This is a genomic window from Pseudomonas japonica (genome assembly GCF_900188455.1).
Classification (GTDB): domain Bacteria; phylum Pseudomonadota; class Gammaproteobacteria; order Pseudomonadales; family Pseudomonadaceae; genus Aquipseudomonas; species Aquipseudomonas japonica.
This window is the reverse complement of sequence record NZ_FZOL01000037.1, coordinates 1-25,588: the sequence shown is the minus strand read 5'-3', so window position 1 is coordinate 25,588 and position 25,588 is coordinate 1. Positions and strand designations below refer to the sequence as shown.

Below are 25,588 nucleotides of genomic sequence, written 5' to 3'. Positions count from 1 at the left end.
ACTTGAACCGCCTGGATAACGTGCCGATGAGGTGCCTTTCATGATGACTCCGAACTTCGAACATGAGCTCGCTCCCAACGAAGCCAACCATGTGCCGCTGTCGCCGCTGTCGTTCCTCAAGCGCGCGGCCCGGGTCTATCCGCAGCGCGATGCGGTGATCTACGGCGAGCGGCGCTACAGCTACCAGCAGTTGCACCAGCGCAGCCGTGCCCTGGCCAGCGCCCTGGAGCGGGTCGGCGTGCAGCCGGGTGAGCGGGTCGCGATCCTGGCGCCGAACATCCCCGAGATGCTCGAAGCGCACTACGGTGTGCCGGGCGCGGGCGCGGTGCTGGTGTGCATCAATATCCGCCTGGAGGCGCGCAGCATCGCCTTCATCCTGCGCCATAGCTCGGCCAAGGTGCTGCTCTGCGACCGCGAGTTCGGCCCGGTGGTCCGCGAGGCGCTGGCGCTGCTCGACTCGCCGCCGCTGCTGGTGGGCATCGACGATACCCAGGCCGATGCCGTCGACCTGGTCTCGGACCTCGACTACGAGACCTTCCTCACCCAGGGCGACCCGGGCCGGCCGCTGAGCGCGCCGCAGAACGAATGGCAGTCGATCGCCATCAACTACACCTCCGGCACCACCGGCGATCCCAAGGGCGTGGTCCTGCATCACCGCGGCGCTTACCTCAACGCCTGCGCGGGTGCCCTGGCCTTCCAGTTCGGGCCGCGCAGCGTCTACCTGTGGACCCTGCCGATGTTCCACTGCAACGGCTGGAGCCACACCTGGGCAGTGACCCTGTCCGGCGGCACCCACGTGTGCCTGCGCAAGGTCCTGGCCCCGGCCATCCATGCCGCCATCGCCGCGCACGGCGTGACGCACATGAGCGCGGCGCCGGTGGTCATGTCCATGCTGATCCACGCCGAACCCGCCCAGGGCGCGGCCAGGAGCGAGCCGGTGTCGCTGATCACCGGCGGCGCGGCACCGCCCAGCGCGGTGATCGCGGCGATGGAGGCGCGCGGTTTCAGCATCACCCACGCCTACGGCATGACCGAAAGCTACGGCCCGAGCACGCTGTGCCTGTGGCAACCGGGTATCGACGAGCTGCCGCTGGAGGAGCGCGCCCGCTTCATGAGCCGCCAGGGCGTGGCCCACCCGATGCTCGAAGAGGCCACGGTGCTCGACAGCGAGACGGGGCGTCCGGTGCCCGCCGACGGCGCCACCCTGGGTGAGCTGGTGGTGCGTGGCAACACGGTGATGAAGGGCTACCTGGACAACCCGGAAGCCACCCGCAGCGCGCTGGCCAACGGCTGGCTGCACACCGGCGACCTGGCCGTGCTGCACCCCGATGGCTACGTGGAAATCAAGGACCGGGCCAAGGACATCATCATTTCCGGCGGCGAGAACATCAGTTCGCTGGAAATCGAGGAGGCGCTCTACCTGCATCCCGCGGTGATCGAAGCCGCGGTGGTGGCGCGCCCCGATTCGCGCTGGGGAGAAACCCCGCATGCCTTCGTCACCCTGCGTGACGACGCCCTGGCCAATGTCAGTGGCGACGACCTGATTCGCTGGTGCCGCCAGCACATGGCCGGCTTCAAGGCCCCGCGCTACGTGTCGCTGGCGGCGCTTCCCAAGACCGCCACCGGCAAGATCCAGAAATTCGTCCTGCGTGAATGGGCCCGGGCAGAGGAGGCCGCGACGACCGAAGAGCAACACTGATCGACCTGCTGATGGCCTGGCGCTGGTGCTGTTCCAGCGAACCTTTGAAAACGACAATAACTGCGCCCGAAGGGCAAGAGGTATGTATGGAATTCCGCTTCGTACTCCCCACCAAGATCGTGATGGAACCTGGTCTGCGCGAGCGCACCGGCGAACATCTGCGTGAACTCGGCCTCAAGCATGTGCTCATCGTCACCGACGCCGGGGTCAAGGCGGCCGGTCTGCTGAACAGCGTGTACACCAGCCTGGACGCCTCGGGCATCACCTTCGAGGAAATCGCCGATGTGAAGGCCAACCCTCGCAGCGACGACATCAACCAGGCGGCGCAGGTCTACCGTGGCAAGGGTATCGATGGCCTGCTGGCCGTGGGCGGCGGCAGCGCGATGGATGCGGCCAAGGCCATCAGTATCCTGCTGGCCCACGAGGGCCGCATCGAAGACTACGAGGGTTCCTTCACCCTCACCAATGCGTTGCCGCCGATCGTGGCGATCCCCACCACCGCGGGTACCGGCAGCGAGGTGACGTGCTTCGCGGTGATCACCGATACCGCCCGCCACTTCAAGATGAACGTCCTCGACTATCGCATCGGCCCGGTGCTGGCCCTGCTCGACTCGCACATCACCGCGACGCTGCCCGCGCCGATCGCCGCCGCGACCGGCATGGATGCCCTGACCCACGCCATCGAGGCCTACACCTGTCGCGTGGCGAACCCGATCAGCGACGGCCTGGCCCTGCATGCCATCCGCCTGATCAGCCGCTACCTCAAGCCCGCCGTGCAGGAAGCGGACAACCTCGAAGCCCGCGAGCAGATGCTCATCGCCAGCCTGATCGCCGGCATGGCCTTCGGCAACGCCGACGTGGGCAGCGTGCACTGCATCTCCGAGGCCATCGGCGGCATGTACGACACCCCGCACGGCGTGGGCAACGCGATCTTCCTGCCGTTCATCTTCGGCCACAACCGCGATGCCGACATCACCCGCCATGCCCAGGTCGCTTACGCGCTCGGCATCGATCCGAACCTCTCGCCTGTCGCCGCCGCCGAGGCTGCCGTCGATTACCTGTTCCAGATGAGCAAGGACCTGGGCATCCCGCGTTTCTCCGGGGTCAAGGGCGTTCGTGTCGAGGACTTCCAGGCCATCGCCGAGAAGTCCAAGAAGAACTTCTCCGACCCGAACAATGCCAAGGAAATGACTGTGGAGACCTATCGCGGCATCATCGCCGCTGCCTACGACTTCGTGGGTTGAGGGGAGACGATCATGAGCGAAGCAACTCCCGGCGTTTCGTTGAAGCGTACCCTGGGCCCGTTTTCGGTTCTGCTCTTCGGCCTGGCATTCCTTGCTCCATTGATCGTCTTCGGTACCTACGGGGTCATCTCGCAGGCAAGCCAGAACACCACGGCGATGTCCTACGCCATGGCGGCGATCGGGGTGATCTTCACGGCATTGAGCTACGGTCGTCTGGTCAAGGTATTTCCGGTCGCGGGTTCGGCTTACTTCTACACCCGCAAGATGCTCAACCCGAATCTCGGGTTCATGGTCGGCTGGGCGGCGCTGCTCGACTATTTCTTCATCCCGATGCTGATCTGGTTGCTCGGCGCCAGCTACCTCGCCATGGCGTTTCCGGAGGTGCCGCAGTGGGTCTGGATCACCGGCTTCATCGTCTCCAGCACGCTGCTGAACGTCCTCGGCATCCAGGTGGCGAACCGCTTCAACGTGACGCTGATGCTGGTCCAGCTGGCCATCATCGTCATGTTCATCGGGCTCTGCTGGCACTACGTCAGTGCTGCCAACGGCCCTGGCGGACTGCTCTCGGTGGAACCGTTCTTCAAGCAGGACGTGCCGTTCTCGACCACCATGGCCGGTGCCGCGATCGCCGCGTATTCCTTCCTCGGCTTCGACGCGCTGTCGACGCTGAGCGAGGAAACCCGTGACCCGACGCGGACCATTCCGCGGGCCATGCTGCTGGTGGCCCTGACCGGCGGCACGGTGTACGTCGGTTCGTCGTACTTCATGCACCTGGTCCATCCGTCGATGGAGTTCGCCAACATCGATGGCGCGGCCTTCGAGATCGCCCGGATCATCGGTGGGGACCTGTTCTTCGCTGTGGTGCTGGCCGGCATCATCGTCGCCCACTTCGCCGCGGGCATGTCGTTCCAGGCCAGCGTGGGGCGGCTGCTGTATGCCCTCGGTCGGGACAACCAGCTGCCACGCAGGCTCTTCGGTTCGCTGAGCGCGCGCTTCAAGACGCCGGTGTTCAACATCCTGCTCAGCGGCGCCTTCGGCACCGTCGGCTTCGGCATGTCGATCGCCACCGCGACCTCGCTGGTGAACTTCGGCGCCTTCCTTGCCTTCACCGCGGTCAACCTCTGTGCGCTGCGCCTGACCTTCGATGCGCAGGCCAGGGACGGGGCCGGTGTGTTTCGCGGCGTGCTGTTTCCGCTCATCGGTCTGGTCACGGCCGGCTGGATGCTGATCAGCCTGGACCAGGACGCCCTGATCATGGGCTGCACCTGGCTGGGCCTGGGCCTGGTTTACCTGGCCTGCCGGACCAGCTTCTTCCGCAGTCCCGTGCCTGAGCCGCTGATCCCGTGAATCGCTGGCCGGGTGCGCGGGCGCCTGGCCTGGCGACGTTTTTTCAATCGAACGCTTCGACAACCATCATCCGGCAAGCCCGCGGGCTTGCCTTCCAATCGCGAGAATCGATATGCAGACCCAGCTTCTGATCAATGGCGCCCTGGTGGCCGGCGAAGGCGACCACCTGGCGGTGTACAACCCTTCCCTGGGCAGTGTTCTGGTGCAGACCCGCGAGGCGAGTCGCGCCCAGGTCGACGCCGCGGTGGCGAGCGCGAACGCGGCGTTCGACGGCTGGTCGCAGACCCCGCCGAAAGACCGTGCGACCCTCCTGCTCAAGCTGGCCGACAGCATCGACGCCCATGCCGAGACGTTCGCCCGCCTGGAGTCGGACAACTGCGGCAAGCCGTTCACCGCCGTGCTGCAGGACGAACTGCCAGCCGTCGCCGACGTGTTCCGCTTCTTCGCCGGCGCGGTGCGTTGCCTGCAGGGCTCGGCGGCGGGTGAGTACATCCCCGGGCACACCTCGATGATCCGCCGCGATGCGGTGGGCGTGGTCGCCTCCATCGCGCCGTGGAACTACCCGCTGCTGATGGCGGCGTGGAAGCTCGGCCCGGCCCTGGCGGCGGGCAACACCGTGGTGCTGAAGCCGTCGGAACACACGCCGCTGACCACCTTCAAGCTGGCGCAACTGCTCGCCGGGATTTTCCCCGCGGGCGTGGTCAACATCGTGCACGGGCGCGGTGCCTCGGTGGGTGAACCACTGACCAGCCATCCGCAGGTGCGCATGGTCTCCCTGACCGGCTCCGTTGCCACCGGCAGCCGCATCATCGAAGGCACGGCCGACAGCGTGAAGCGCATGCACATGGAACTGGGCGGCAAGGCGCCGGTGCTGATCTTCGACGACGCCGACATCGATGCCGCCGTCGAGGGCATCCGCGCCTTCGGTTTCTACAACGCCGGCCAGGACTGCACCGCGGCCTGCCGCATCTATGTGCAGAAGGGCGTGTATGCGCAGTTCGTGCGCAAGTTCGGCGAAGCCGTGGCCAGCATCAAGACCGGCCTGCAGGATGACCCAGCGACCGAGATGGGCCCGCTGATCACCCGCGAGCACCTGGAGCGTGTCGAGGGCTTCGTCAAGCGTGCGCTGGAGGTTCCGCACATCGAGGTGGTCACCGGCGGCAAGCGCGCCGAGGGTGACGGGTTCTTCTTCGAGCCTACCGTTCTCGCCGGCACGACCCAGGCCGACGAAGTGGTGCGGCGCGAGATCTTCGGCCCGGTGGTGACGGTGTCGGAATTCGAAGACGAAGCGCAGGTGCTGGCCTGGGCCAACGAGTCCGACTACGGCCTGGCGTCGTCGCTGTGGACCGCCGATGTCGGCCGCGCCCACCGCCTGGCCGCTCGCCTGCAGTACGGCTGCACCTGGATCAATACTCACTTCATGCTGGTCAGCGAGATGCCGCATGGCGGCGTGAAGCTGTCCGGCTACGGCAAGGACCTGTCCACCTACGGCCTGGAAGACTACACCGTAGTGCGCCACGTGATGTTCAAGCACTGATCGCAACGACACCGCGACAAGGCCCGCAAGCAAGGTTGCGGGCCTGTTCAAACACTGAAAAGAGGTTATGCATGAACAACATCGAGACGTTCGAAAAGCTCGAATCCAACGTGCGGATGTACTGCCGCGACCTGCCGCTGGTATTCGATACCGCGCTGGGCAGCAAGGTCCACGCCGAGGACGGCCGCGAGTACCTGGACTTCTTCGCCGGCGCCGGGGCGCTGAACTACGGCCACAACGATCCGCGCATGCGCGACGCCCTGATCGAGTACCTTTCGGCGAACGGCGTGACCCATGGTCTCGACCTGCATACCAGCACCAAGCGCAGCTTTCTCGAATCGATCAAGCGTGACCTGTTCGATCCGCGTGGCTGGGACTACAAGGTGCAGTTCACCGGCCCGACCGGCGCCGATGCGGTCGAAGCCGCGCTGAAGCTGGCGCGCAAGGCCACCGGGCGGACCCGCATCGTGTCGTTCTATGGCGCTTACCACGGCATGACCGCCGGGGCCCTGGCCATCACCGGCAACCGTACCCGCCGTGGTGCCGGCCTGTCCTCCGACGTGACCTTCGTGCCTTACGAAGACAGCCCGCACGGTGAATTCGACAGCATCGGCTTCCTCGAGCGCATGGCCAACGACCAGGGCAGCGGCTGGGAATTGCCGGCGGCGGTGATCGTCGAGTCGGTGCAGATCCAGGCGGGTGTGTACGCCGCGTCCGACGAGTGGCTGCAGCGCCTGCGCAAGTGGACCCGCGATAACGGCGTGATTCTCATCTGCGACGAAATCCAGGCCGGCTGTGGCCGTACCGGGGACTTCTTCGGCTTCGAGCGCTCCGGCATCCAGCCGGACCTGGTGACCTGCGCGAAATCGATCGGCGGCTTCGGCCTGCCGATGGCCATTGTGTTGATCCGCTCGGCGCTGGACGTGTGGCAGCCTGGCGAGCACATCGGCACCTTCCGCGGCAACCAGCTGGCCTTCCTGACGGCGCAGATCGCGCTCGGCTACTGGCGTGACGAGAGCTTCCTCAAGCTGCTGGCGAAAAACGTCGCGGTGATGGAAGAGGCGGTCGCCGGTTTCGCGCAGATCCCGGGTGTCGCCTCCGCGCGTGCCCGCGGCATGGTCGCCGGCATCGACTTCGGCCGTGGCCGGGTCGCCTACGCCAAGGATGCCCAGCAGCGCGTGCTGCAGGCCGGCGTGCTGGTCGACCGCTGTGGTCCGAACGGCGAAGTGATCAAGCTGATGCCGCCGGTGAACATCCCTACCGACCAGCTGGAGCTGGGTCTGAAACTGTTCGGCGAGTCGATCGCGGCCGCGCTGAGCCAGTAAACCCTTCGGACGCCCCTGCGGCGATGTCTGCCAGACATCGCCGCAGGGGCGTCGTGCCGTTCAGTCGACAACCCTCCGCAGCAGGAAAACCCGCCAATGAGCACTCCGCAATCCATCGTTCAGAACGATCTGTCGTCACTCATCCATCCCTTCACCAACCTGGCCCAGCACCGTGAGACGGGGCCGGTGGTGATCACCGGGGGAGAGGGCGTGCGGGTCATCGACGACCAGGGCAATGCCTACATCGAGGCCATGTCGGGCCTGTGGAGCGTGGCATTGGGCTTCAGCGAACAGCGACTGGTGGATGCCGCCGTCGAGCAGTTCAGGCAGTTGCCGTACTACCACAGCTTCAGCCACAAGACCAACGCCCCCGCCGCCGCGCTCGCCGCCAAGCTGGCCGAGCTGGCGCCCGGTGACCTCAACCATGTGTTCTTCACCAACTCCGGCTCCGAGGCCAACGACTCGGTGGTGAAGATCGTCTGGTACATGAACAACGCACGGGGCAAACCGGCGAAGAAGAAATTCATCTCCCGGCAGCAGGCCTATCACGGCGCCACGCTGGCTTCCGCGAGCCTGACCGGGATCCCGGGGATCCATCGCGATTTCGATCTGCCGGCGATCCCGGTGCATCACCTGACGTGCCCGAACTACTACCGGTTCGCCGAGCCTGGCGAAACCGAGGAAGACTTTTCCGCGCGCCTGGCCAACGAGCTGGAACGCTACATCCTGGCCGAAGGCGCGGAGACCATCGCCGCGTTCATCGGCGAGCCGCTGATCGCCGCGGGTGGCGTGCTGCCGCCGCCCAAAGGCTACTGGGCGGCGATCCAGGCGGTGTGCCGACGCTACGACATCCTGCTGGTGATCGACGAAATCGTCACCGGCTTCGGTCGTCTCGGCACCCTGTTCGGCTCCGAGCTGTACGACATCCAGCCCGATGTCCTGGTGCTGTCCAAGCAGCTCACCTCGTCCTATCAGCCACTGGCGGCACTGGTGGTGTCCGATGCGATCCATGACGTGCTGATCAGCCAGAGCGAGCGCCTCGGTTCGTTCGCCCATGGCTTGACCGCCACCGGTCATCCGGTCGCCACCGCGGTCGCGCTGGAGAACATCCGCATCATCGAGGAGCGCGATCTGCTCGGCCATGTGCAGCGTCTTGCGCCGATCTTCCAGAGCCGGCTGCGGGCCTTCGCCGACCATCCGCTGGTGGGCGATGTTCGTGGTGTCGGGCTGGTGGGCGGGATCGAGCTGGTGGCGGACAAGGCCAGCAAGCGACCGTTCGCGCAGCCGGGGGCGCTGGGTAGCTTCATCTTCAGGCAGGCGCACAAGCATGGCCTGATCATCCGCGCCATCTACGACACCATCGCCTTCTGCCCGCCGCTGATCTCCACGGAAGAGGACATCGATGCCATCTTCACGGCGTTCGAGAAGACCTTGAGCGATGCCACCCACTGGGCTCATCTGCAGAAACTGGCCTAGTCCGCGAACGGCCGGCCGGTCGCAAGGATGCGACGGCCGGGGGCGCGGATCAGAAGGGCATTTAATGGCGTGATCTGTGAAGCTTTCGCGGTCACCGCGGAGCACACTCAGTGATAACAACTATAAAAACACCGCTGGAGGTTCCCATGCGCCGCTTTGCGTTTCTACTGGCCGGTCTGACCCTGGCCATGTTCCTGAGTGCTGTCTACGTCTCGAAACCGTCCGTTGCCGGCCAGGCTGTGGCGTCCCATGTCGGGCATCCGGTGGCCAGCATCGGCGAGGTGTTCAGAGGCTTCTAGGCGCAGGCCTACAAGCGCTTGCGACGTCTGCCCAGAAGACGTGGCTGGCGCTTGACCCCCTGGGCTTTCTGCCAGCTCAGCGGACTCATGCCGAACCAGCGATGAAAGGCGCGGCAGAAACCGCTCGTTTCGGAGTAGCCGAGCAGGCTCGCCAGCTCGGCAACGTTGATCGACGGGCCGCTCAGGTATTCCCGGGCCATGCCCTGACGAACCTCCTCCAGCAACTGTTGAAAGGACGTGTCTTCCGCGGCCATGGCCTGGCGCAGCGCGTTCGGCGTGAGGGCCATGATGTCGGCGACTTTCTCCGCCGTGGCGCGTCCGCTGGGCAGCAGGTGGCGCAGCAGTTGCCTGATCTGGCTGCACAGCCCGTCGGCGCAGAGTGACTCCATGCGTTCCATCTTCCGGCTCGCCAGGTGATGCACGGCATCATCCGGCGCATAGACCGGCTGTTCGAGCCATGCCGAGGCGAACACCATGGCGAGACTGTCCGCGTCGAAACACGGCGACATGCCCAGGGCTTGTACATAGCGCTCGGGGTCGCTGCCGGGTGAGTGGGGGAGGCGGATCTCATCGGGCAGCCAGTGGGCGCCCAGCAGTAACCGCATCAGTTGCATACCCACCGCGCAACCCAGTTCCTGCGCCTGGCGCACGCCCGGCATTTCAGGCTGGTGGACGTGGTAGCTGAGGGTGGTCAGGCCGTTTTCACTGACCAGGCCGATGTCGGCGGCACCGTTGTACAGGCGATAGTGCGTGCGCAATTGCGTCAGCGCATCGCCCACGGTGTGTGTATTGCGCAGCAGGTAGAGCAGGTCGCCGAAGACGCTGGAGGCCTGGAACAGGCCGTAGTGCAGGCCGAACAGCGGGTTTCCCGAATGGACGCTGCACACCTCCAGCAGGGCGCAGTATTGCTGGTAGGGATACAGCGCGTCCTCGCCCTGCAGGCTTTGCAGCGGCAGGCCGATCAGCTTGAGCATCCGCGCGGGATCGAGCCCTTGCCGGGTGGCGAATTCCTGGAAGCCGATCAGGCTGATGGTGCGCACGAAAGGGGTCATCGGCATGGGGGTGATGGCTCCGTGGACTGGCCCTCCTGCCTGGCCAGGGTGCTTCGGGACAGCGACTCGCGCTGCAGTTGGCGTTTCCATTGCTGCGGGCTGACCCCATGCCAGCGGCTGAAGGCCCGGGAGAACGCACCCAGCTGGGCGTAGCCGAGCAGTTCCGCCAGTCGCGTCAGGCTGATCGCCGAGTCGCGCATGAAGCGCGTGGCCAGCGCCTGCCGGGTGTCGTCGAGCAGTGCCTGGAAGCTCGTGCCTTCTGTCATCAGGTAGCGCTGCAGGGTGCGCGGACTGATCGTCAGGTCGGTGGCGATCTGTTCGAGGGTGACGCGCCCATGGGGCATGCGGCCGCGTATCAGCTTCTGCACGTAGGCGGGCAGTTCGTGCAGCTCGATGTCGCTCAGTTCCTCCTGCAACTGGCGCATCCATTGCGTGGTCCGTTCATCGCGTTCGACTAGGCGCAGGCCGAGCAGCGCCGGGTCGAACAGCCAGGCGTTTTCCAGGCTGGCGAAACGCGGCGTGACCCCCAGCAGGCGCCGGTAGGCCGCCAGGTCCACGCCGCCGCCGGTGTGGCGCAGGAGCAGGCCGGAGGGGTGCCAGTGCTGTTTGCCCAGGTGCTGCATGAGCTGCGCGGTCATGCCGACCACCAGTTCCACCGCCTGGCGCACGCGGGGGATGTCCGCGTCGATGACCTGGAACGACAGGCGGGCAGGGTCGGCATGCCGTTCGAGATGGAATTCCACGGCGCTGCCGTAACCATGGTTGGGTTGGCTCAAGGCCTCCAGCAACTCGCCGACGGTGCTCGCGTTGCCTGCCAGCGGGCCCAGCTTGCCGAGTCCGCGCAGACCATGCTGCAGGCCGAACTCGAGACCGAACAGCGGGTTGCCCGAACGCTGCGCGCACAATTCGAGCAGGTCGTTGAAGCGGCGAGTGTCGAGGGGCCCGTCAGGGTCGACCGCTGCGAGCGAAACGTCGGCGAGGAGGGCGCGGGCATCCAGGCCCTGGGTGAAGGCAAACTCGTCGAAGCCCAGCAAGGCGGTGCCACGGATACTAGATGCCATCTGCGAAGTTCCGAATCGTCAATCGAGGCGGCAGAGTGCCATACCGCTTTTCAGGGGAGCGGATCTGTTTCAGATCGTTGCAGGCCTTGCCTATATTCTGGCGGAGGTTGCGAAGCTTTTCTTGGTTTCGATGCATCAGACTTTTGTTGGCGCCAGTGGGCGGCGGAGAGGCTTGACCACGCATCGGCTTTTCCGCCGGCTGCTGGCGTGTCGGCAACATGCTTTGATCCGGGTAAAAAGAGGGGCGATGAGCGTTTCGCCCCTAAAGTGACGTCGTTCTACTGCAGGTGCCCGCCCACCAGGGACAGCAGCGTGCCGATCAGCGAGGGTGGGAAGTCATGACCCAGTCCCGGCAACAGCACCAGCTTCGCATCCGGCACCGCGGCCGCGGTGGCGAACCCACCGCTGGTGGCGACGATCAGGTCCCTGTCGCTATGGATGACCAGTGTGGGACAGGCAATACGCTGCAGCTCCGCGGTGCGATCGCCCGAGTTGATGATGGCGCCGATCTGCCTGGCGGTGCCGAGGTTGCTCGCCTCGCCACCGCCGCGCTCCCAGGCCTCGGCGGCATAGTCGCGCAAGGCCTGCTCATGCCATTCGAGCGTCGTACCGATGAGGCGCATGATGTCCACATAGTCGCGCACGCTTTCCTGCTGGTTCCTGGGAGGGCGGCGCAGCAGCTGCAGTATCGTCTTGAACGTCGGCTGGCCTACCCGTTGCGAACCGGTGGTGGAGAAGATCGAGGTGAGGCTTCTCACCCGCCCGGGATACCGGGCGGCGAGGGTCTGGGCGATCATGCCGCCCATCGACATGCCCACCACGTGCGCGGTTTCCAGCTGCAGGTGATCCATCAGGCCGATCACGTCAGCGGCCATGTCTCCCAGGTCGTAACCCCTGGTCGGTTTGCGAAAGAACTGCTGCAGCACCGTGGGTGGCGTGACCTGGGTGAAGAAGGATCTGCCCGAGTCGCGGTTGTCCAGGGTGATGACGCGCAAGCCCTTGTCGACCAGGCCGTTGATGAACGCCCGCGGCCAGTAGGTCAGCTGCAGCCCCAGGCCGACGATGAGCAGGACCGGCGGGGCGCTGTCGGCCCCATGGCTGCGATAGCACAGCTGGCGCTCGCCAGGCAGCTCGCAGAACCGATCGATACTCATCGCCGGCCGCTCTTCTGCAGTTCGACGCCGTGGTGCTGGCGACTCGCCGGGACTGCGCTGAACACCAGGCTGGGGTTGGCGACCTCGCCTTTGCGCAGCAGTTTGACGTCACGGAAGTAGTCCATCGACATCACCCACGGTTCGGCCGGCCCCTGCCGCGGCATGCTGTCCAGCGCGCGCTGCACGTAGCCGGCGCCGAAGTCCAGCAGCGGACGGGTTTCGATTCCCTCCGGCGCCTTGGGTTCGCAGACGTTGTGGCCTTTCTTGTCCATGTAGCCGAGCAGGCGACAGAAGTGATCGCACAGCAGGCAGACTTTCAGGGTCCACGAGGAGTTGGTGTAGCCCACCGCGAAGGCGAAGTTGGGCACGCCGGAGAGCATCATGCCCTTGTAGGCCAGGCTCTGGCTGTACACGACCGGTTTGCCGTCCTTGTGCAGGGTGATGCCGCCGAACAGCTGCACGTTGAGGCCGGTGGCGGTGATGATGATGTCCGCCTTCAGTTCCTTGCCGGATTTCAGACGCACGCCCGACTCGGTGAAGCGGTCGATATGGTCGGTGACGATGTTCGCCCGTCCGGCACTGATCGCCTTGAACAGGTCACCCTCGGGCACGGTGCACAGGCGCTGGTCCCAGGGGTTGTACGGCGGGTTGAAGTGGATGTCCACCGGGTAGTCTTTCGGCAATTCCTTTTTGGTCAGCCAGAGCAGCAATTTGCGCGAAAGTTTCGGGAAGCGCTGGCAGAACCCCCAGAATCCCAGGGTGATCCTGGCGTTCTTGTAGCGTGTCAGCGAATACGCGGTCTGCGCCGGGAAGATCTTGCGCAGGAACGCGGCGACGGAATCGTTGGCCGGCTGGTTGACGATGTACGACGGGGTGCGCTGCAGCATGGTGATGCTGGCCACCTTGTCGACCATGGCCGGGATCAGGGTCACGGCGGTGGCGCCGCTGCCGATCACTACCACCCGCTTGCCGCTGTAGTCCAGGTCTTCCGGCCAGTGCTGGGGATGGACGATCTGCCCCTTGAATTGCTCGGCGCCTTCGAAGCGTGGGCTGAACCCCTGGTCGTAGCGGTAATAGCCGCCCGCGCTGAACAGCCAGCGGCATTCGACGGTGCGGGTTTCAGTGGTCCTGCCATCCTCGATCTGCACCGCCCACAGGCCCTTGTCGCTCTGCCAGTTGGCCGAGACGACTTTCTGCTGGTACTGGATGTAGGAGGCCAGGGCGTACTCGTCGATGGCTTCGCGCAGGTATTCGAGAATATCCGCGGCGTCCGCCAGGGACTTGGCCTTGGTCCAGGGCTTGAAGTCGAAACCGAAAGTGAACAGGTCCGAGTCGGAACGGATGCCGGGATAACGGAACAGGTCCCAGGTGCCGCCCATTCGTTCGCGGGACTCGAGAATCGCGAAGGTCTTGTCTGGCTGGTTGCGTCGCAGGTAGGCCGCCGCACCAATGCCAGAAACACCGGCGCCAATGATCAGGATATCGAGCGGCTCAACGGGAAGAGCATTGTGTGAGGACATGTCGCCTCCTATTGTTGTGTTATAGAGACTTGGTCAAATGACTTGATCGCTTGATATAAGCATAGAATCGCCGGATCGACCGGTGCAAGGTGCAAATTGCACAGGTTTGCTGTCGCCTTGGGACAATTTGCACCCAATGCCAGGGCGGGGCGGGGTTCGGGGGCGGTTATCGGGTCAAGCCAGGTGCTTGCGGGAGGGGGCGGGAGTGAGGTTCCCGGTGCGCGGGGGAGGGCGCTGATGGTGCTGTCGGACGAGCCGGCGTTCGGCTCGTCGAGGTGGCTTCGTCCGGCACCGCGCAGGGTGCCGGCGGACGTTGTCTCAGTAGCTGGCGACCAGCAGTTTCACTGCCTGGCAGGCCGTTTCGGTTTCGTTTTCCAGGCGTTCGCGGTCGCCATGGGCGGACCAGGCGAGCAGCAGGCCGTCGAACAGATTGATCATCAGGCGGCTGACGGTCGTCAGTTGCACCGGGCCAAGCTGGGCGCCGGCGACCTTGGCGATGGCCTGTTCGGTGGCCTGGACGGCAACCGTATAGATCTTGGTCGCCATTTCCGGGTTGTTGCGCAGGTTCCAGAAGAACAGCTCGAACTGTGTCGTCGCCAGTTCAGGGTGGTCGGTGAACCAGTTGACCAGCTGACGCAGCATCTCCGCGACCGATTCCGCCGCCGTGGCGCCTTGCGGAACATCCTGCAGCGACTGCTGGGGCATGTTGATCAGCGACTCGTAGACCGCATAGAACAACTCGTCCTTGGTGTGGAAAACGTAGTGCAGCGAAGCCAGGGGAGAATCCGCCGCGGCGGCGATGCGACGGGTGGTGGCGTTGGCTATCCCGTGTTCGGCGATCACCTTCACGGTGGCTTCAATGAAGTCTTGTCTGCGCAGTTCCGCGCCCATTCGAGCCATACAGGCGTACTCCTTATTCAGTGTTGCCGCCAGCCAACTGGTACGGCGTCGATGCGGATGAATGCTAACGCATGGTCGTTCCCCAATCCATGAGCCGCTGCGATTGCGCGCGGTGCCTCGGGGTGGGGCATGCCGGAGCGGTTGCGTTCGTGGCGTGCGCTGGACTCGTTACTGTTTCGTTAATTCCCGAAACCATCCCTTGCAGGGCACGGCAGTCCGCTGTGCGTGGGTATATCGGTATCACCAACGCCAGGTAATTCCACTCCAGAAAACGAATTCCCGCGTGTTTTTACAGCACTCGGTTCGATAGGCACGTAAATTGCCTTGTTCAAATGACTTGGTCAATTGATCATGTCTAATGATCGGAACCGCAGAACAACGACACACAGAGGTAGTGAACCGATGAACACGCAGAAGCTCTCGACGGTAAGCCGCGACACACCTGTCGAGCAGGTGGTGGAGATCATCCGGCGGGACGGCGCCGTGGTCATTGCCGATTTCGTCTCGCAAGAGACCCTGTCCACCCTCACCGAAGAGCTGGACCGCTATCTGAACGTGACCCCCTGCGGTGTCGATCCGTACTTCGCGGGCACCCAGACCCGGCGTGTGGCGCGCATTATCGGGCGCAGCGACACGGCGGTGGATGTGGCCCTGGATCCGCTGTTTCTCGAATCGGCCAGACAGATCCTGCAGACCCCGACCCATGTCTGGGTGGGCAGCGAGCGCGTCGAGGTCGCACCGGATATCCAGCTCAGCATCACCCAGGCCATCCAGATCGGTCCGGGGCAGGGCCTGCAGCCGCTGCACCGCGACGATGCCACTTCGCTCTGGCGCCACCCGCAATATGGCCGCGAGGCGCGCCTGCAGATGATGCTGGCGGTTTCCGACTTCACCGAGGAGAACGGCGCGACCCGGGTCATTCCCGGAAGTCACCAATGGGATGACGAGCGCATGCCGACCCAGGAAGAAACCATCCCGGCGGAAATGAAGGCGGGTTCGGCGCTGCTGTGGATGGGGTCGGTGTACCACGGTGGTGGCGCCAACACCTCGGCGGCCCCCCGCACTGGCCTGACGATGGCCTATGACCTGGCCTTCCTGCGCCTGGAAGAGAACCACTACCTGTCCCTGCCCATCGAGCGCGTGCGCCAGCTGCCGGCGCAGATGCAGCGCCTGCTGGGCTGGAGCTCGAGCTCGACGTTGCTGGGCTGGGTGGAAATCGATGGCCAGATGCGCGACCCGCAAGCGCTTCTCGACATGCCGTCCTTCACCGAGCCGGGCAAGGATTTCTGACGTTATCGAATCGATCGACCGGGGCTTTCCCAGTCGATCAGTAAACAACTGCACTGCCGATCTTCCTCATGCGGGCGATGTCGTGTCCGCTGCAATGCTCATGCATGCGGAATATTCACAGAGCGCACGTAGGAGTGGTGTGAATGGAAATGTCGAACAAAGTGGCCTTCGGCGATGCTGGCGTGATGAGGTTTCGCAGCCTTGGCGGCTGGGTCGAGCGTCCGCTCGACCTGCAACCGGAGCTGAAAGGCCATGAACATGCCGATGTGATCGTGGTCGGCGGCGGCTTTGCCGGTCTCTCGGCGGCCCTGGAACTCGCGGCGCGTGGCGCCAGTGTCATCCTCCTGGAGCAGGAGTTCTGCGGCTTCGGTGCCAGCGGCCGCAATGCCGGCTATCTCCTCGGCAGCATGGGCATCGAGTTCGAACTCTTCGTCAAGCGCGTGGGCCTGGAGCAGGCACGACAGTTCGTCAGCCTCTACGACGTGGGGGTCACCTATGTGGAAGGGCGTTTCAACGCGCTGGGTATCGAGTGTGACTACAACCCTTCGGGGATCATCCGCGCCGCTGTCCATCCCCGCCAGGAAAAACGCCTGCGCGCGAATATGCAGTTGGGCGAGAAGCTGGGCTCGTCGACACGCTTCGTCGACGCCGCGGAAATGCGCGCGCGGGGCATTCCGCCAGCGTTTCTGTTCGGCAGCGAGCAGCGCGGCGGCACCCTGAACCCCGGCAAGTACGTCGGCGCCCTGCGCCGTGCCGCGCTCAAGGCCGGGGTCAGGGTGTACGAACGCACGCCGCTGCTGTCCTACAGCGAAGGCCCGGTGATCACCTGCAAGACCGCGCTGGGCAGCGCAACCGCCCCGGTCATGCTCCTGGCGACCAACGCCTACACGCCCCAACTTGGGCTGCTGCGCAACAAGGTCGCACCGATTCGGGTGTCGGCGATCGAAACCCAGCCGCTGTCGGCCAAGCAGTTGGCGTCCCTGGACTGGAAGGGGCGGGAAGGGCTGGTCACTCCGCACTTCACCATGGAGAGCCACCGCCTGACCGCGCATGACACGATGGTGCTGACCACCAAGCAACTGAATTATGTGTACGGCTCGAAGACCCCCAACATTCCGGATCACAATGCCTACGCCGCCCTGGCCCAAGGGCTGCGCGAGCGCTTCCCGATGTTGCAGGGGCTGGGCATCCAGCACTGCTGGAGCGGCTACATCAGCGCGGCCTATGACGCGCTGCCGGTGGTCGGTACGACCGGGGCCAAACAGAACATTTTCTATTCCGCGGGGTGTTCAGGGCATGGCCTGGCCTCGCAGTCGCTGATGGGTGCGCTGCTCGCCGCGCAGATCAGCGGAGAGGCGCCGGCATTGCTGAAGGCGATGCAGCACAAGACGCCGTCCATGCTGCCCGAGCCCTTCCAGTGGTGCGCGATGAAGTCCGCACTGGCGACCGCCAAGCTGCTCGATTCATGGACCAACAAGAAAGTGCGTAAAGACAACGTCTTGAACGGCTGAACGCGATCTTCGCGCAGTTGCGACAAGGCATTCGCCGATTTCCTATCCCTAGAGGCTGTCATCGTGGAACCGAGAGATCTATTTGCCCTGCTCTCATGCATTGCCCTGGTCATTTCCGGGTTGTTTTATGGCGTGGCGTTCATCAGGAGAAACAACTATCTGCTGGGTCTTGAATTCCTCATCGTGGGCATCTCCGCCTCCAACTTCACCACGTTCATCGCCACGGGCTGGCAACTGAACTACGACATCGCGCTGTTTCTCGATGCGTTCTCCCGCGGCGTTGGCGTACCGATCATCGGGACCCTCGGCCTGATGGCGCTCACCCATGGCTACCGGCCCTCTCGCGCAACGGACATCGTCCTGTTCGTCGGTGGCTTCGCCGCGACATTCGTCTACCACCTCTCCGATGCCTTCAAGGCGCCACTGCCGTACTTCTATCTGGTCATGTGGTCGCTCTATACTCTGTACCTCTGCTGTTTCATCTGGCGCCTGGCGCGGGCCAGGGAGTTCTTCCACGTACTGACCACGATCGTGGGCGGGGCAGCGGGGCTGACCATCGCGATCCGCAACGATTTCTTCCCGATTCCGGGCGATGACACCAAGCTGATCTTCATGACCTACGCCCTGCTGACCTGGGCCTATTCGATCGTGCAGTTGTACTACGCCTACACGGCGCTGGAGCGCTCGCAGGCAAGCACCGCGCAGACCTTCGCGCATTCCCGCTGACGCCGGGGCGGACGGCCAACGGTTCATTTCGTACCGCAACTCCATGGCGGGCCTCGGCCTGCATTTTTCCACCGCCCCTCGGGGCGGTTTTTTTATGCCTGGCGTTCGGGGCGGTCTGCCAGTCCTTGGGCTGTGACACAACTAGACTCAAATGCGTGAGGTAACAACCCGATGCGGTTTCCTTGGCCGGGTTACATCGCCTCATTCAGCGTGCTTCCTGCGCTCCATGAACAGGCATCGCCTGGTAACACATGTTTCCTTAATTCCCAGGATGGGGCAGTGCTGCGCCAGGTTAACTCCTGGGTAAGATATATAACTTATTGATTTATAAGGATAAATTTATTCAGAAGTGATTCTGGCATATGGCTTGCGTCTTGATCGATTGACATGGTCATTTGATCAGGTCGGGTGACCAAGAGAAGTGACAGGCGCTGACTCTTCCTCCGGGGAAAGTCCAGCCACCGGTCAAGGCCCATTGTTTGAGGATCCTCCAATGAAAGAAGTGACTGAACGGCTGGAAGGTGAAGTGTCCGCCCGCCGTGTGATCAGGCAACTGCTCGTGAGCATCGTGGCGTCGTCCACGATCTGCTCGGTGCAGGCCGCGACTGGCCCCGAGGCGCTGGGTTCGCAACTGACCCCTCTGGGCGGTGAGGTCGCGGCAAGTTCCAGCGGGGACATCCCGGCCTGGACCCAGCCTGGTCAACAAGGGGCGGGATGGAGTTACGGCCAGGTCCGCGGTGATCACTGGAAGTTCAAGGGCGACAAGCCGCTGTACAGCATCGACTCGAACAATGTTGCGCAGTACGCGAGCAAACTTGCCCCCGGTCAGCTCGAACTGTTCAAGAAAGTGCCGGGCTATCGCATGGAGGTCTATCCGACCCGGCGTACCTGCAGCGCGCCTGACTTCGTGGTGGACAACACCCGGCAGAACGTCGGCTTCGCCAAGCTCGATGCCGCCGGGCTCGCCCTCGAGGAGGCGCATGTGCCGGGTGTGCCGTTCCCGATGCCGGGCAACGGTGCCGAGGTGATGTGGAACATGAAGATGCGCTATCGCGGTACCGGCGTGGAAATCCCGCGGAGCATTTCCGGGATTTCGCCGCGCAAGGGTGGCGAATGGCAGCGTCAGTCGACGGACACGTTCTTCCTCACGCCCTGGGGTAAAAAAGGCAGTTCGCTGTTCTCGTCCTACGGTCGCCTGGAAAACGCCACCTTCTTCAACTATCTGGAACCCGCCGCGCTGGCCGGTCAGTCCGCGGTGCAGACCGCCGTCGCCGGCGAACAGGCGACGACCTTCTACTACTTCCCGGGTCAGCGTCGCGTACGGCGCATGCCGTCGTACTCCTACGACGCGCCGCAGATCGGCCTGGACAACCAGTACACCGTCGATGAAGCGAACGTGTTCTTCGGCGCGATGGACCGTTTCGACTGGAAACTGGTGGGCAAGCAGGAACTGCTGGTGCCTTACAACGACTTCGGCGCCTATGACACCGGGGCCAAGGTAGAAGCCTTCGCCGGCAACGATTCGCTGGCCCCGCAGGCGCGCCGCTACGAGCTGCATCGCGTCTGGGTGGTCGAGGCCAACGTTCGCCAGGGCATGCGCCACCAGGCGCCGAAACGCCTGTTCTACATCGACGAGGACAGCTGGAACCCGCTGGTCGCCGTCGACTACGACAAGCAAGGGCAGATCTGGAAAGTGCGCGAAGGCTTCTCGATCCCGGTGTACGAAACGGGCGCTTGCGATGTGCAGGCCCAGGTCCAGTACAACCTCGCGGACGGCCGCTACCTGTTCGACATGACCTCGGTCGGCGCAGGCAAGAACGATATCCGCTGGCTCACCGAGGACAGTGGCAGCCCACGCCTGAAACGTGACTTCTTCACCTCCGACAACCTGCGAGCCATCAGCGAACGCTAAAACGACGTCAGATCGAGAGCCAACATGAAAAGAATAATTACGAAAGCGTCAGGCCTTGTCATCGCGTGCGCAACCCCGTTGGCAATGGGGTTCACCTTTGAAACCGAAAACATCCAGGGTTCGTTCGACTCGACGATCGCCGTAGGCATGGGACTGCGTACGGAATCGCGGGGTTGCAACCTCATCAACCAGGGCGTCAGCGGGCACAACGCGCCCTCCGGCTGCCTGGCACAGACCTCGGGCGTGGGCGACCAGGGCGACCTGAACTACGACCGCGGCGATATGTTCACCAACTACCTCAAGGGCACCCACGAGCTGTTGCTGAAGCTGCCCGACGACGTCACCTTCATGGCGCGCGGCACCTGGATCCGCGACTTCGCCGCCACCGACACCACCGGCACGCAGTCGTTCTACACCCCCGAGAGCGTCGGCAGCGACGGCCTCAGCGACGACGCCCGCGATGACCTCAAGTTCAAGGCCCGCCTGCTCGACCTGTGGGTGAGCAAGAGCTTCGACGTGGGCGACCAGCGCGTCCGTGCACGCCTGGGTAACCAGGTGATCAACTGGGGCGAAAGCCTGTTCGTGCAGGGCGGCATCAACAACACCAACGCCTACGATCTGCAGGCCCTGGCGCGCCCCGGCGTGCAGCTCAAGGAAGCGGTGCTGCCGGCGCCGATGATCAGCGTTGCCTCGGGCCTGGGTTCCGGGGTGAACGTCGAGGCCTACTACCAGTTTCGCTGGAACAAGAGCGAACTGCCGCCGGTGGGCAGCTACTGGTCCACGACGACCGGGCTCGGCGAGGGCAAGAAGGACTACGGCTACTCCGACAAGGATGCCCGCGACAGCGGCCAGTGGGGTCTCTCGCTGCGCTGGCAGCCGGAGGACAGTGACGTCAACTACGGCTTCTACGTGATGCGTTATCACGACAAGCTGCCGTCCTTGAGCGTGGACATCCTCGATCCGGCCACCTTCGCCGCGGCGCCGGTCTGGCGCTACCAGGAAGACCGCATGCTGTACGGCATCAGCGCCAACATGCCGATCGGCGACTGGGCGGTCGGCACGGAGCTGTCGTACCGTCCGAAGGACTCGGTCGCGCTCAACCCGGTCATCGACCTGTGCAGCAACAATGGCGGCAAATGCTGGAAGGACGAGAAGAAGTTCCAGTGGCACCTGACCGGCCTGTACAGCTTCACCCCGTCCAACTCCCCGGACCTTCTCGACTTCATCGGGGCCAGCACCGGCACCTTCCTGAGCGAACTGGTGGTCATCAAGTACCCGGGCCTGCATGACGAGTACAACGGCGAACCGCTCGCCGCCGGCCTCAACACCTGGCAGCTGGATCCGACGACCGCGCCCCGCGCGCATGGCGACAAGACCTCGTCGGGGGTCAACCTGGACCTGAGCTTCACCTACGACGGCACCTTGCTGCCGGGCTGGCAAGTGACCCCGGGCGTCTTCTATTCGCGCTCCCTGGGCGGGCGCACGCCCAACCTGGCGGCGACCTTCACCGAAGACGCCAGCAGCATGAACCTCTACCTGAACTTCGTGCGAAATCCGGCCAGTTGGCAGATCTCGCTCAACTACGCGACGTTCATGGGCGGTGATACCCCTTACGACCAGCTGTACCGTGACCGCGATTATGTCGGTGTCGCGATCTCCCGTACCTTGTGAGGCCTGCTGTGAACGGTTCCGTAAAGCTATCTGAAACCCCGGCGCGCGGCTTGCTCGCGCGCGTCGAGGAGGTCTTGTTCGGGCATCGCCGGCTGGTGCTGGCGATCCTGGCCGTTTTCACCCTGGTCATGGCCTGGTTCGCCGTGCAGCTGCGCATGGATGCCGGTTTCGAGAAGCAATTGCCGATCGGTCACGAATACATCAAGACATTCGAGGCCTATCGCAATGACCTGCTCGGGGCGAACCGCCTGACCCTCGTGGTCAAGGCCCGCAATGGCAGCATCTGGAGCGCCGCGGGCCTGAAGCGGCTGTACGACGTCACCCAGGCGGTTACCTTCCTCCCGGGTGTATCACGCAGCAGCGTGCGTTCGTTGTGGACGCCCAATGCCTTCGTCAACGAGATCACCGAGGAGGGCTTCCGCGCCGATCCACTGGTGCCGGGAACGGTTTCTCCCGAGCACCTCGATGAGCGGATCATCGGCAGGATCGCCAGCTCCACCGCGCAGGGTGGCTTTATCGGGACTCTGGTTTCCCGTGATCAGAGCAGCGCGATGATCACGGTGGAACTCAACGAGTACGATGCCAGCGGCGCGCACCTGGACTACGTCGCCTTCAACCATGTGCTGGAACGGGAGATCCGCCAGCCGTTCGAGGATGGCGAGTTCGAAGTGCAGATCATCGGTTTCGCCAAGCAGATCGGCGACATCGCCGACGGTGCTTCGGCGGTGCTGGAGTTCTGCCTGCTGGCCTTGCTGCTGACCGCGGCCGCGGTCTACTGGTACTGCCACTCGGTGCGTTTCACCCTGCTGGCGCTGGTGTGTTCGCTGGCGTCGCTGGTCTGGCAGTTCGGCAGCCTGCGCCTGCTCGGCTACGGTCTCGATCCGCTGGCGGTGCTGGTGCCGTTCCTGGTCTTCGCCATCGGCGTCTCCCACGGCGTGCAGCAGATCAACTTCATCGTGCGCGAGATCGCCATCGGCAAGAGCGCCGAGGAGGCCGCGCGTTCCAGCTTCAGCGGCCTGCTGATCCCCGGCACCCTGGCGCTGGTGACGGCCCTGGTGTCGTTCGTGACCCTGCTGCTGATCCCGATCCCGATGGTCCGCGAACTGGCCATCACCGCGTCCCTCGGCGTGGCCTTCAAGATCATCACCAACCTGGTGATGCTGCCGTTGGTGGCGTCGATGCTGCGGGTCGGCGACACCTATGCCGCCACCCAGGAAATCTCCCGGGAGCGTCGCAGCCGCTGGCTGCACGGTCTGGCCCGGCTCGCCGAGCCGCGCAACGCGCAGTGGGTACTGGGCGCCGCGCTGGTGGTCTTCCTGGTGGCGATCTGGCAGAGCCATGACCGCGTCGTCGGCACCTTGCAGGCCGGTGCGCCGGAGTTGCGCGAGGACTCGCGTTTCAACCGTGACGCGGTGTCCATCGCCAGCAACTACGACATCGGCCTGGACTGGCTCAGCGTGGTCTTCGAAGTCAACGGCGACGCTGCCGGCGAGGGCAGCACGGTCGCCTGCGAAAACGTCGCCCTGGGCCAGTACCAGGATCGTTTCGTCTGGGCCATGCAGGGCGTGCCCGGGGTGCTCTCGGTCGCCTCGTTCTCCAGCAACATGCGCCAGTTCAACGAGGGCTACAACGAGGGCAATCCGAAGATGTCGACGGTGCCCATCGACCCGCTGAACTACGCCGCGCTGGCGACCGAGGTCGCGCGCACGCCCGGACTGATGCGCATCGACTGCAGCATGTCGGCCGTGCACCTGTACCTGGCCGACCACAAGGCCACCACCATCAACAAAGTGGTCGAAGCGGCCAAGGCGTTCCGCGGCGAGTATCCGCTGCCGGGTGTTTCGGTGCGTCTGGCCTCGGGTAACGCCGGGGTCCTGGCCGCCATCAACGAAGAGGTGGAGAAGAGCGAGACGCCGATGCTGCTGTACGTCTACGCCGCCATCGCCTTGCTGGTGTTCGTGGTCTATCGCGATCTGCGCGCGGTGCTGGTGTGCTGCCTGCCGCTGACCATCGGTACCTTCATCGGCTACTGGTTCATGAAGGAACTGCAGATCGGCCTGACCATCGCCACCTTGCCGGTGATGGTGCTGGCCGTGGGGATCGGCGTGGACTATGCGTTCTACATCTACAACCGCCTGCAGTTGCACCAGGCCCATGGCCAGTCGATCACCAAGGCGGTCGAGTACGCGCTGCTCGAAGTGGGCGTGGCCACCATCTTCACCGCGATCACCCTGGCCATCGGCGTCGCCACCTGGGCGTTCTCCGACCTCAAGTTCCAGGCCGACATGGGCAAGCTGCTGGCCTTCATGTTCATCGTCAACATGATCATGGCCATGACCGTGCTGCCGGCGTTCGCCGTCTGGCTGGAACGGGTGTTTCCGCGCAAGCGTCCGGTGCGCATGATCGGCGCGTTGCTGCATTGAGGAGAGAAGCATGCGATACACGGTTTCATTGATGGCCGCCCTGGTCGTTGCGGCATTGCCGTTCGGGGCACTTCAGGCCACGCCGTTGCAGGCGCTGCCCGCCGTCCAGGTGAGCAACGCGACCCAGGCCACCATGCTCGATGCCGTCTGGGCCGGGGCGCGGGTGGTGGCCGTGGGCGACCATGGCGTGGTGTTGTTGTCCGATGATCACGGCGCGAGTTTCCGTCAGGCGAGCGCGGTACCGGTTTCCACGCCGCTGACCGGCGTGTCGTTCGTCGATGCGCAGCACGGCTGGGCCGTGGGCCACTGGGGGGCGATTCTCGCCACCACGGATGGCGGCGAGTCCTGGCAGCTGCAGCGCCTGTCCAGCGAAGAGGATCGTCCGCTCTTTGCCGTGCATTTCTTCAATGCGCAGCAGGGCGTTGCGGTTGGCCTCTGGTCGCTGGTGCTGACCACCGAGGACGGCGGGCAGACCTGGAGTGAACAGTCCCTGCAGGCGCCTCCCGGGTCGAGCAGGGCTGACCTCAACCTGATGGGCCTGTTCGCCGACGGCAAAGGCAAGCTGTATGCCACGGCGGAGCACGGCCAGGTGCTGTGTTCCGAAGACCAGGGCAAGAGCTGGCGTTATCTGGACAGCGGTTACGAAGGTACCCTCTGGTCCGGCGCGGTACTGGCCGACGGCAGTCTGCTGGTGGGTGGTCAGCGCGGCACGCTGCTGCATGGCAATGCCGATGGCAGCGACTTCCGCCGCCTGCCGATGCAGAGCAAGGGTTCGGTTACCTCCGTCGCGGTCTCCGGGTCGCGGGTGCTGGTGACCGGCCTGGACGGCCTGATGGCGGTGAGCAGCGACGGTGGCAGCAGTTTCCAGGAGAAGCAGGCGGCCGACGGCGTTTCGCTGACGGCGGTGCTGCTCGATGCCGAAGGTGCGCCGCTGCTGTTCTCGCGGCGTGGCGTACTGACTGGGCAGAAATGATCGGCGTTGTGCAATGAAGAAGGCCGGGCGTCGAATTGGTGTCCGGCCTTTTTTGGCAAAAATGGATGAAAACCGCTTGCTTCTGCATCCGGCTCTGCGCTCCAGCATAGGTATCTGCACATCTTCGAAGGGTTGTCGGGGGGGCGCATCAAGGTCGGCAGGTGCCTGTCTTGAGCCCTGCAGTGCCTGTGAGATCGAGCGCCGCCCGCGCGGCGCATCGCGGATGAATCCGCTCCCACATTTGTTGCAACGTGCCATGGCCTGTGGGATTTGGGTTGTCAGCCTTTGTTTTTTCGGCGATGTATCGCGGGGAGGCTGTCAGGTTCGGCTCGGTACCGCGTCGTACCAACAAGGCGGACAACCATGGCCTGTCTGTGCTGGTCTAATGGCTCCGGACACCTCAATTAGGGAGAATCCCCCTACTGAGGAGTACCCCCGATGACCAAGAAGTACAGAAGATTCACCACC

The 25,588-nt window shown here is 64.3% G+C and carries 20 protein-coding genes; 14 read left to right on the top strand and 6 right to left on the bottom strand.

Going from position 1 to position 25,588, the window contains the following annotated elements:
* Positions 1-40 precede the first annotated feature (40 nt).
* The 7 genes from CHB99_RS28140 to CHB99_RS28110 all read left to right on the top strand — a co-directional run bounded on the left by CHB99_RS28140 (position 41) and on the right by CHB99_RS28110 (position 8,927).
* Positions 41-1,699 (top strand): AMP-binding protein, encoded by a 1,659-nt coding sequence (locus tag CHB99_RS28140; RefSeq protein WP_042129240.1) that lies wholly within the window; start codon positions 41-43, stop codon positions 1,697-1,699.
* An 86-nt stretch (positions 1,700-1,785) separates the two neighbouring features.
* Positions 1,786-2,943, top strand: a complete 1,158-nt coding sequence (locus CHB99_RS28135) for an iron-containing alcohol dehydrogenase (RefSeq protein WP_042129238.1) — start codon at positions 1,786-1,788, stop codon at positions 2,941-2,943.
* A 12-nt stretch (positions 2,944-2,955) separates the two neighbouring features.
* Entirely contained in the window at positions 2,956-4,290 is a 1,335-nt protein-coding gene (locus CHB99_RS28130) for an APC family permease (protein ID WP_042129236.1), read from the top strand.
* Between the two features lie 112 nt (positions 4,291-4,402).
* Positions 4,403-5,827, top strand: a complete 1,425-nt coding sequence (locus CHB99_RS28125) for a gamma-aminobutyraldehyde dehydrogenase (RefSeq protein ID WP_042129234.1) — start codon at positions 4,403-4,405, stop codon at positions 5,825-5,827.
* A 71-nt stretch (positions 5,828-5,898) separates the two neighbouring features.
* Entirely contained in the window at positions 5,899-7,152 is a 1,254-nt protein-coding gene (locus CHB99_RS28120) for a diaminobutyrate--2-oxoglutarate transaminase (RefSeq protein ID WP_042129232.1), read from the top strand.
* A 96-nt stretch (positions 7,153-7,248) separates the two neighbouring features.
* A complete protein-coding gene (locus CHB99_RS28115; protein ID WP_042129230.1) occupies positions 7,249-8,628 on the top strand; it encodes an aspartate aminotransferase family protein in 1,380 nt (459 codons plus the stop codon).
* A 146-nt stretch (positions 8,629-8,774) separates the two neighbouring features.
* Entirely contained in the window at positions 8,775-8,927 is a 153-nt protein-coding gene (locus tag CHB99_RS28110) for a hypothetical protein (protein ID WP_042129228.1), read from the top strand.
* Positions 8,928-8,935: 8 nt separating this feature from the next.
* Here CHB99_RS28110 and CHB99_RS28105 read toward each other — a convergent pair whose 3' ends face one another.
* The 6 genes from CHB99_RS28105 to CHB99_RS28085 all read right to left on the bottom strand — a co-directional run bounded on the left by CHB99_RS28105 (position 8,936) and on the right by CHB99_RS28085 (position 14,614).
* On the bottom strand, positions 8,936-9,985 hold the full coding sequence (locus CHB99_RS28105; RefSeq protein WP_042129226.1) for an AraC family transcriptional regulator: 1,050 nt from the start codon (positions 9,983-9,985) through the stop codon (positions 8,936-8,938).
* A complete protein-coding gene (gene qhpR / locus CHB99_RS28100) occupies positions 9,976-11,040 on the bottom strand; it encodes an AraC-like transcriptional regulator QhpR (RefSeq protein ID WP_042129224.1) in 1,065 nt (354 codons plus the stop codon). The genes CHB99_RS28105 and qhpR overlap by 10 nt, the downstream gene beginning before the upstream one ends.
* Positions 11,030-11,260: a hypothetical protein gene (locus CHB99_RS29705; RefSeq protein WP_141137352.1), complete on the bottom strand. Its 231-nt coding sequence runs from the start codon at positions 11,258-11,260 to the stop codon at positions 11,030-11,032. The genes qhpR and CHB99_RS29705 overlap by 11 nt, the downstream gene beginning before the upstream one ends.
* A 58-nt stretch (positions 11,261-11,318) precedes the next feature.
* Entirely contained in the window at positions 11,319-12,194 is an 876-nt protein-coding gene (locus CHB99_RS28095; protein ID WP_042129222.1) for an alpha/beta fold hydrolase, read from the bottom strand.
* Positions 12,191-13,714 (bottom strand): flavin-containing monooxygenase, encoded by a 1,524-nt coding sequence (locus CHB99_RS28090; protein ID WP_042129220.1) that lies wholly within the window; start codon positions 13,712-13,714, stop codon positions 12,191-12,193. The genes CHB99_RS28095 and CHB99_RS28090 overlap by 4 nt, the downstream gene beginning before the upstream one ends.
* A 318-nt stretch (positions 13,715-14,032) precedes the next feature.
* The gene (locus CHB99_RS28085) at positions 14,033-14,614 is read right to left on the bottom strand and encodes a TetR/AcrR family transcriptional regulator (protein ID WP_042129218.1); all 582 of its coding nucleotides are present in this window, start codon (positions 14,612-14,614) and stop codon (positions 14,033-14,035) included.
* 402 nt (positions 14,615-15,016) lie between these two features.
* On the opposite strand from CHB99_RS28085, the gene CHB99_RS28080 reads away from it, so the two are divergent.
* The 7 genes from CHB99_RS28080 (at position 15,017) to CHB99_RS28050 (ending at position 25,120) form a co-directional block, all read left to right on the top strand.
* On the top strand, positions 15,017-15,904 hold the full coding sequence (locus CHB99_RS28080) for a phytanoyl-CoA dioxygenase family protein (RefSeq protein WP_042129215.1): 888 nt from the start codon (positions 15,017-15,019) through the stop codon (positions 15,902-15,904).
* Positions 15,905-16,047: 143 nt separating this feature from the next.
* Complete coding sequence (locus tag CHB99_RS28075) at positions 16,048-17,415, top strand: NAD(P)/FAD-dependent oxidoreductase (protein WP_042129214.1); 1,368 nt, start codon at positions 16,048-16,050, stop codon at positions 17,413-17,415.
* A gap of 63 nt (positions 17,416-17,478) precedes the next feature.
* Positions 17,479-18,141, top strand: a complete 663-nt coding sequence (locus CHB99_RS28070; RefSeq protein ID WP_042129212.1) for a hypothetical protein — start codon at positions 17,479-17,481, stop codon at positions 18,139-18,141.
* Between the two features lie 493 nt (positions 18,142-18,634).
* Positions 18,635-20,053, top strand: coding sequence for a DUF1329 domain-containing protein (locus tag CHB99_RS28065; RefSeq protein ID WP_042129210.1), 1,419 nt, complete (start codon positions 18,635-18,637; stop codon positions 20,051-20,053).
* A gap of 24 nt (positions 20,054-20,077) precedes the next feature.
* Positions 20,078-21,724 carry a DUF1302 domain-containing protein gene (locus CHB99_RS28060; RefSeq protein ID WP_346426414.1) on the top strand — a complete coding sequence of 549 codons (1,647 nt, stop codon included), beginning with the start codon at positions 20,078-20,080 and terminating at the stop codon, positions 21,722-21,724.
* A gap of 8 nt (positions 21,725-21,732) precedes the next feature.
* Complete coding sequence (locus CHB99_RS28055; RefSeq protein ID WP_042129208.1) at positions 21,733-24,147, top strand: efflux RND transporter permease subunit; 2,415 nt, start codon at positions 21,733-21,735, stop codon at positions 24,145-24,147.
* Positions 24,148-24,157: 10 nt separating this feature from the next.
* On the top strand, positions 24,158-25,120 hold the full coding sequence (locus tag CHB99_RS28050; RefSeq protein ID WP_042129207.1) for a WD40/YVTN/BNR-like repeat-containing protein: 963 nt from the start codon (positions 24,158-24,160) through the stop codon (positions 25,118-25,120).
* The last annotated feature ends 468 nt before the right edge of the window (positions 25,121-25,588 follow it).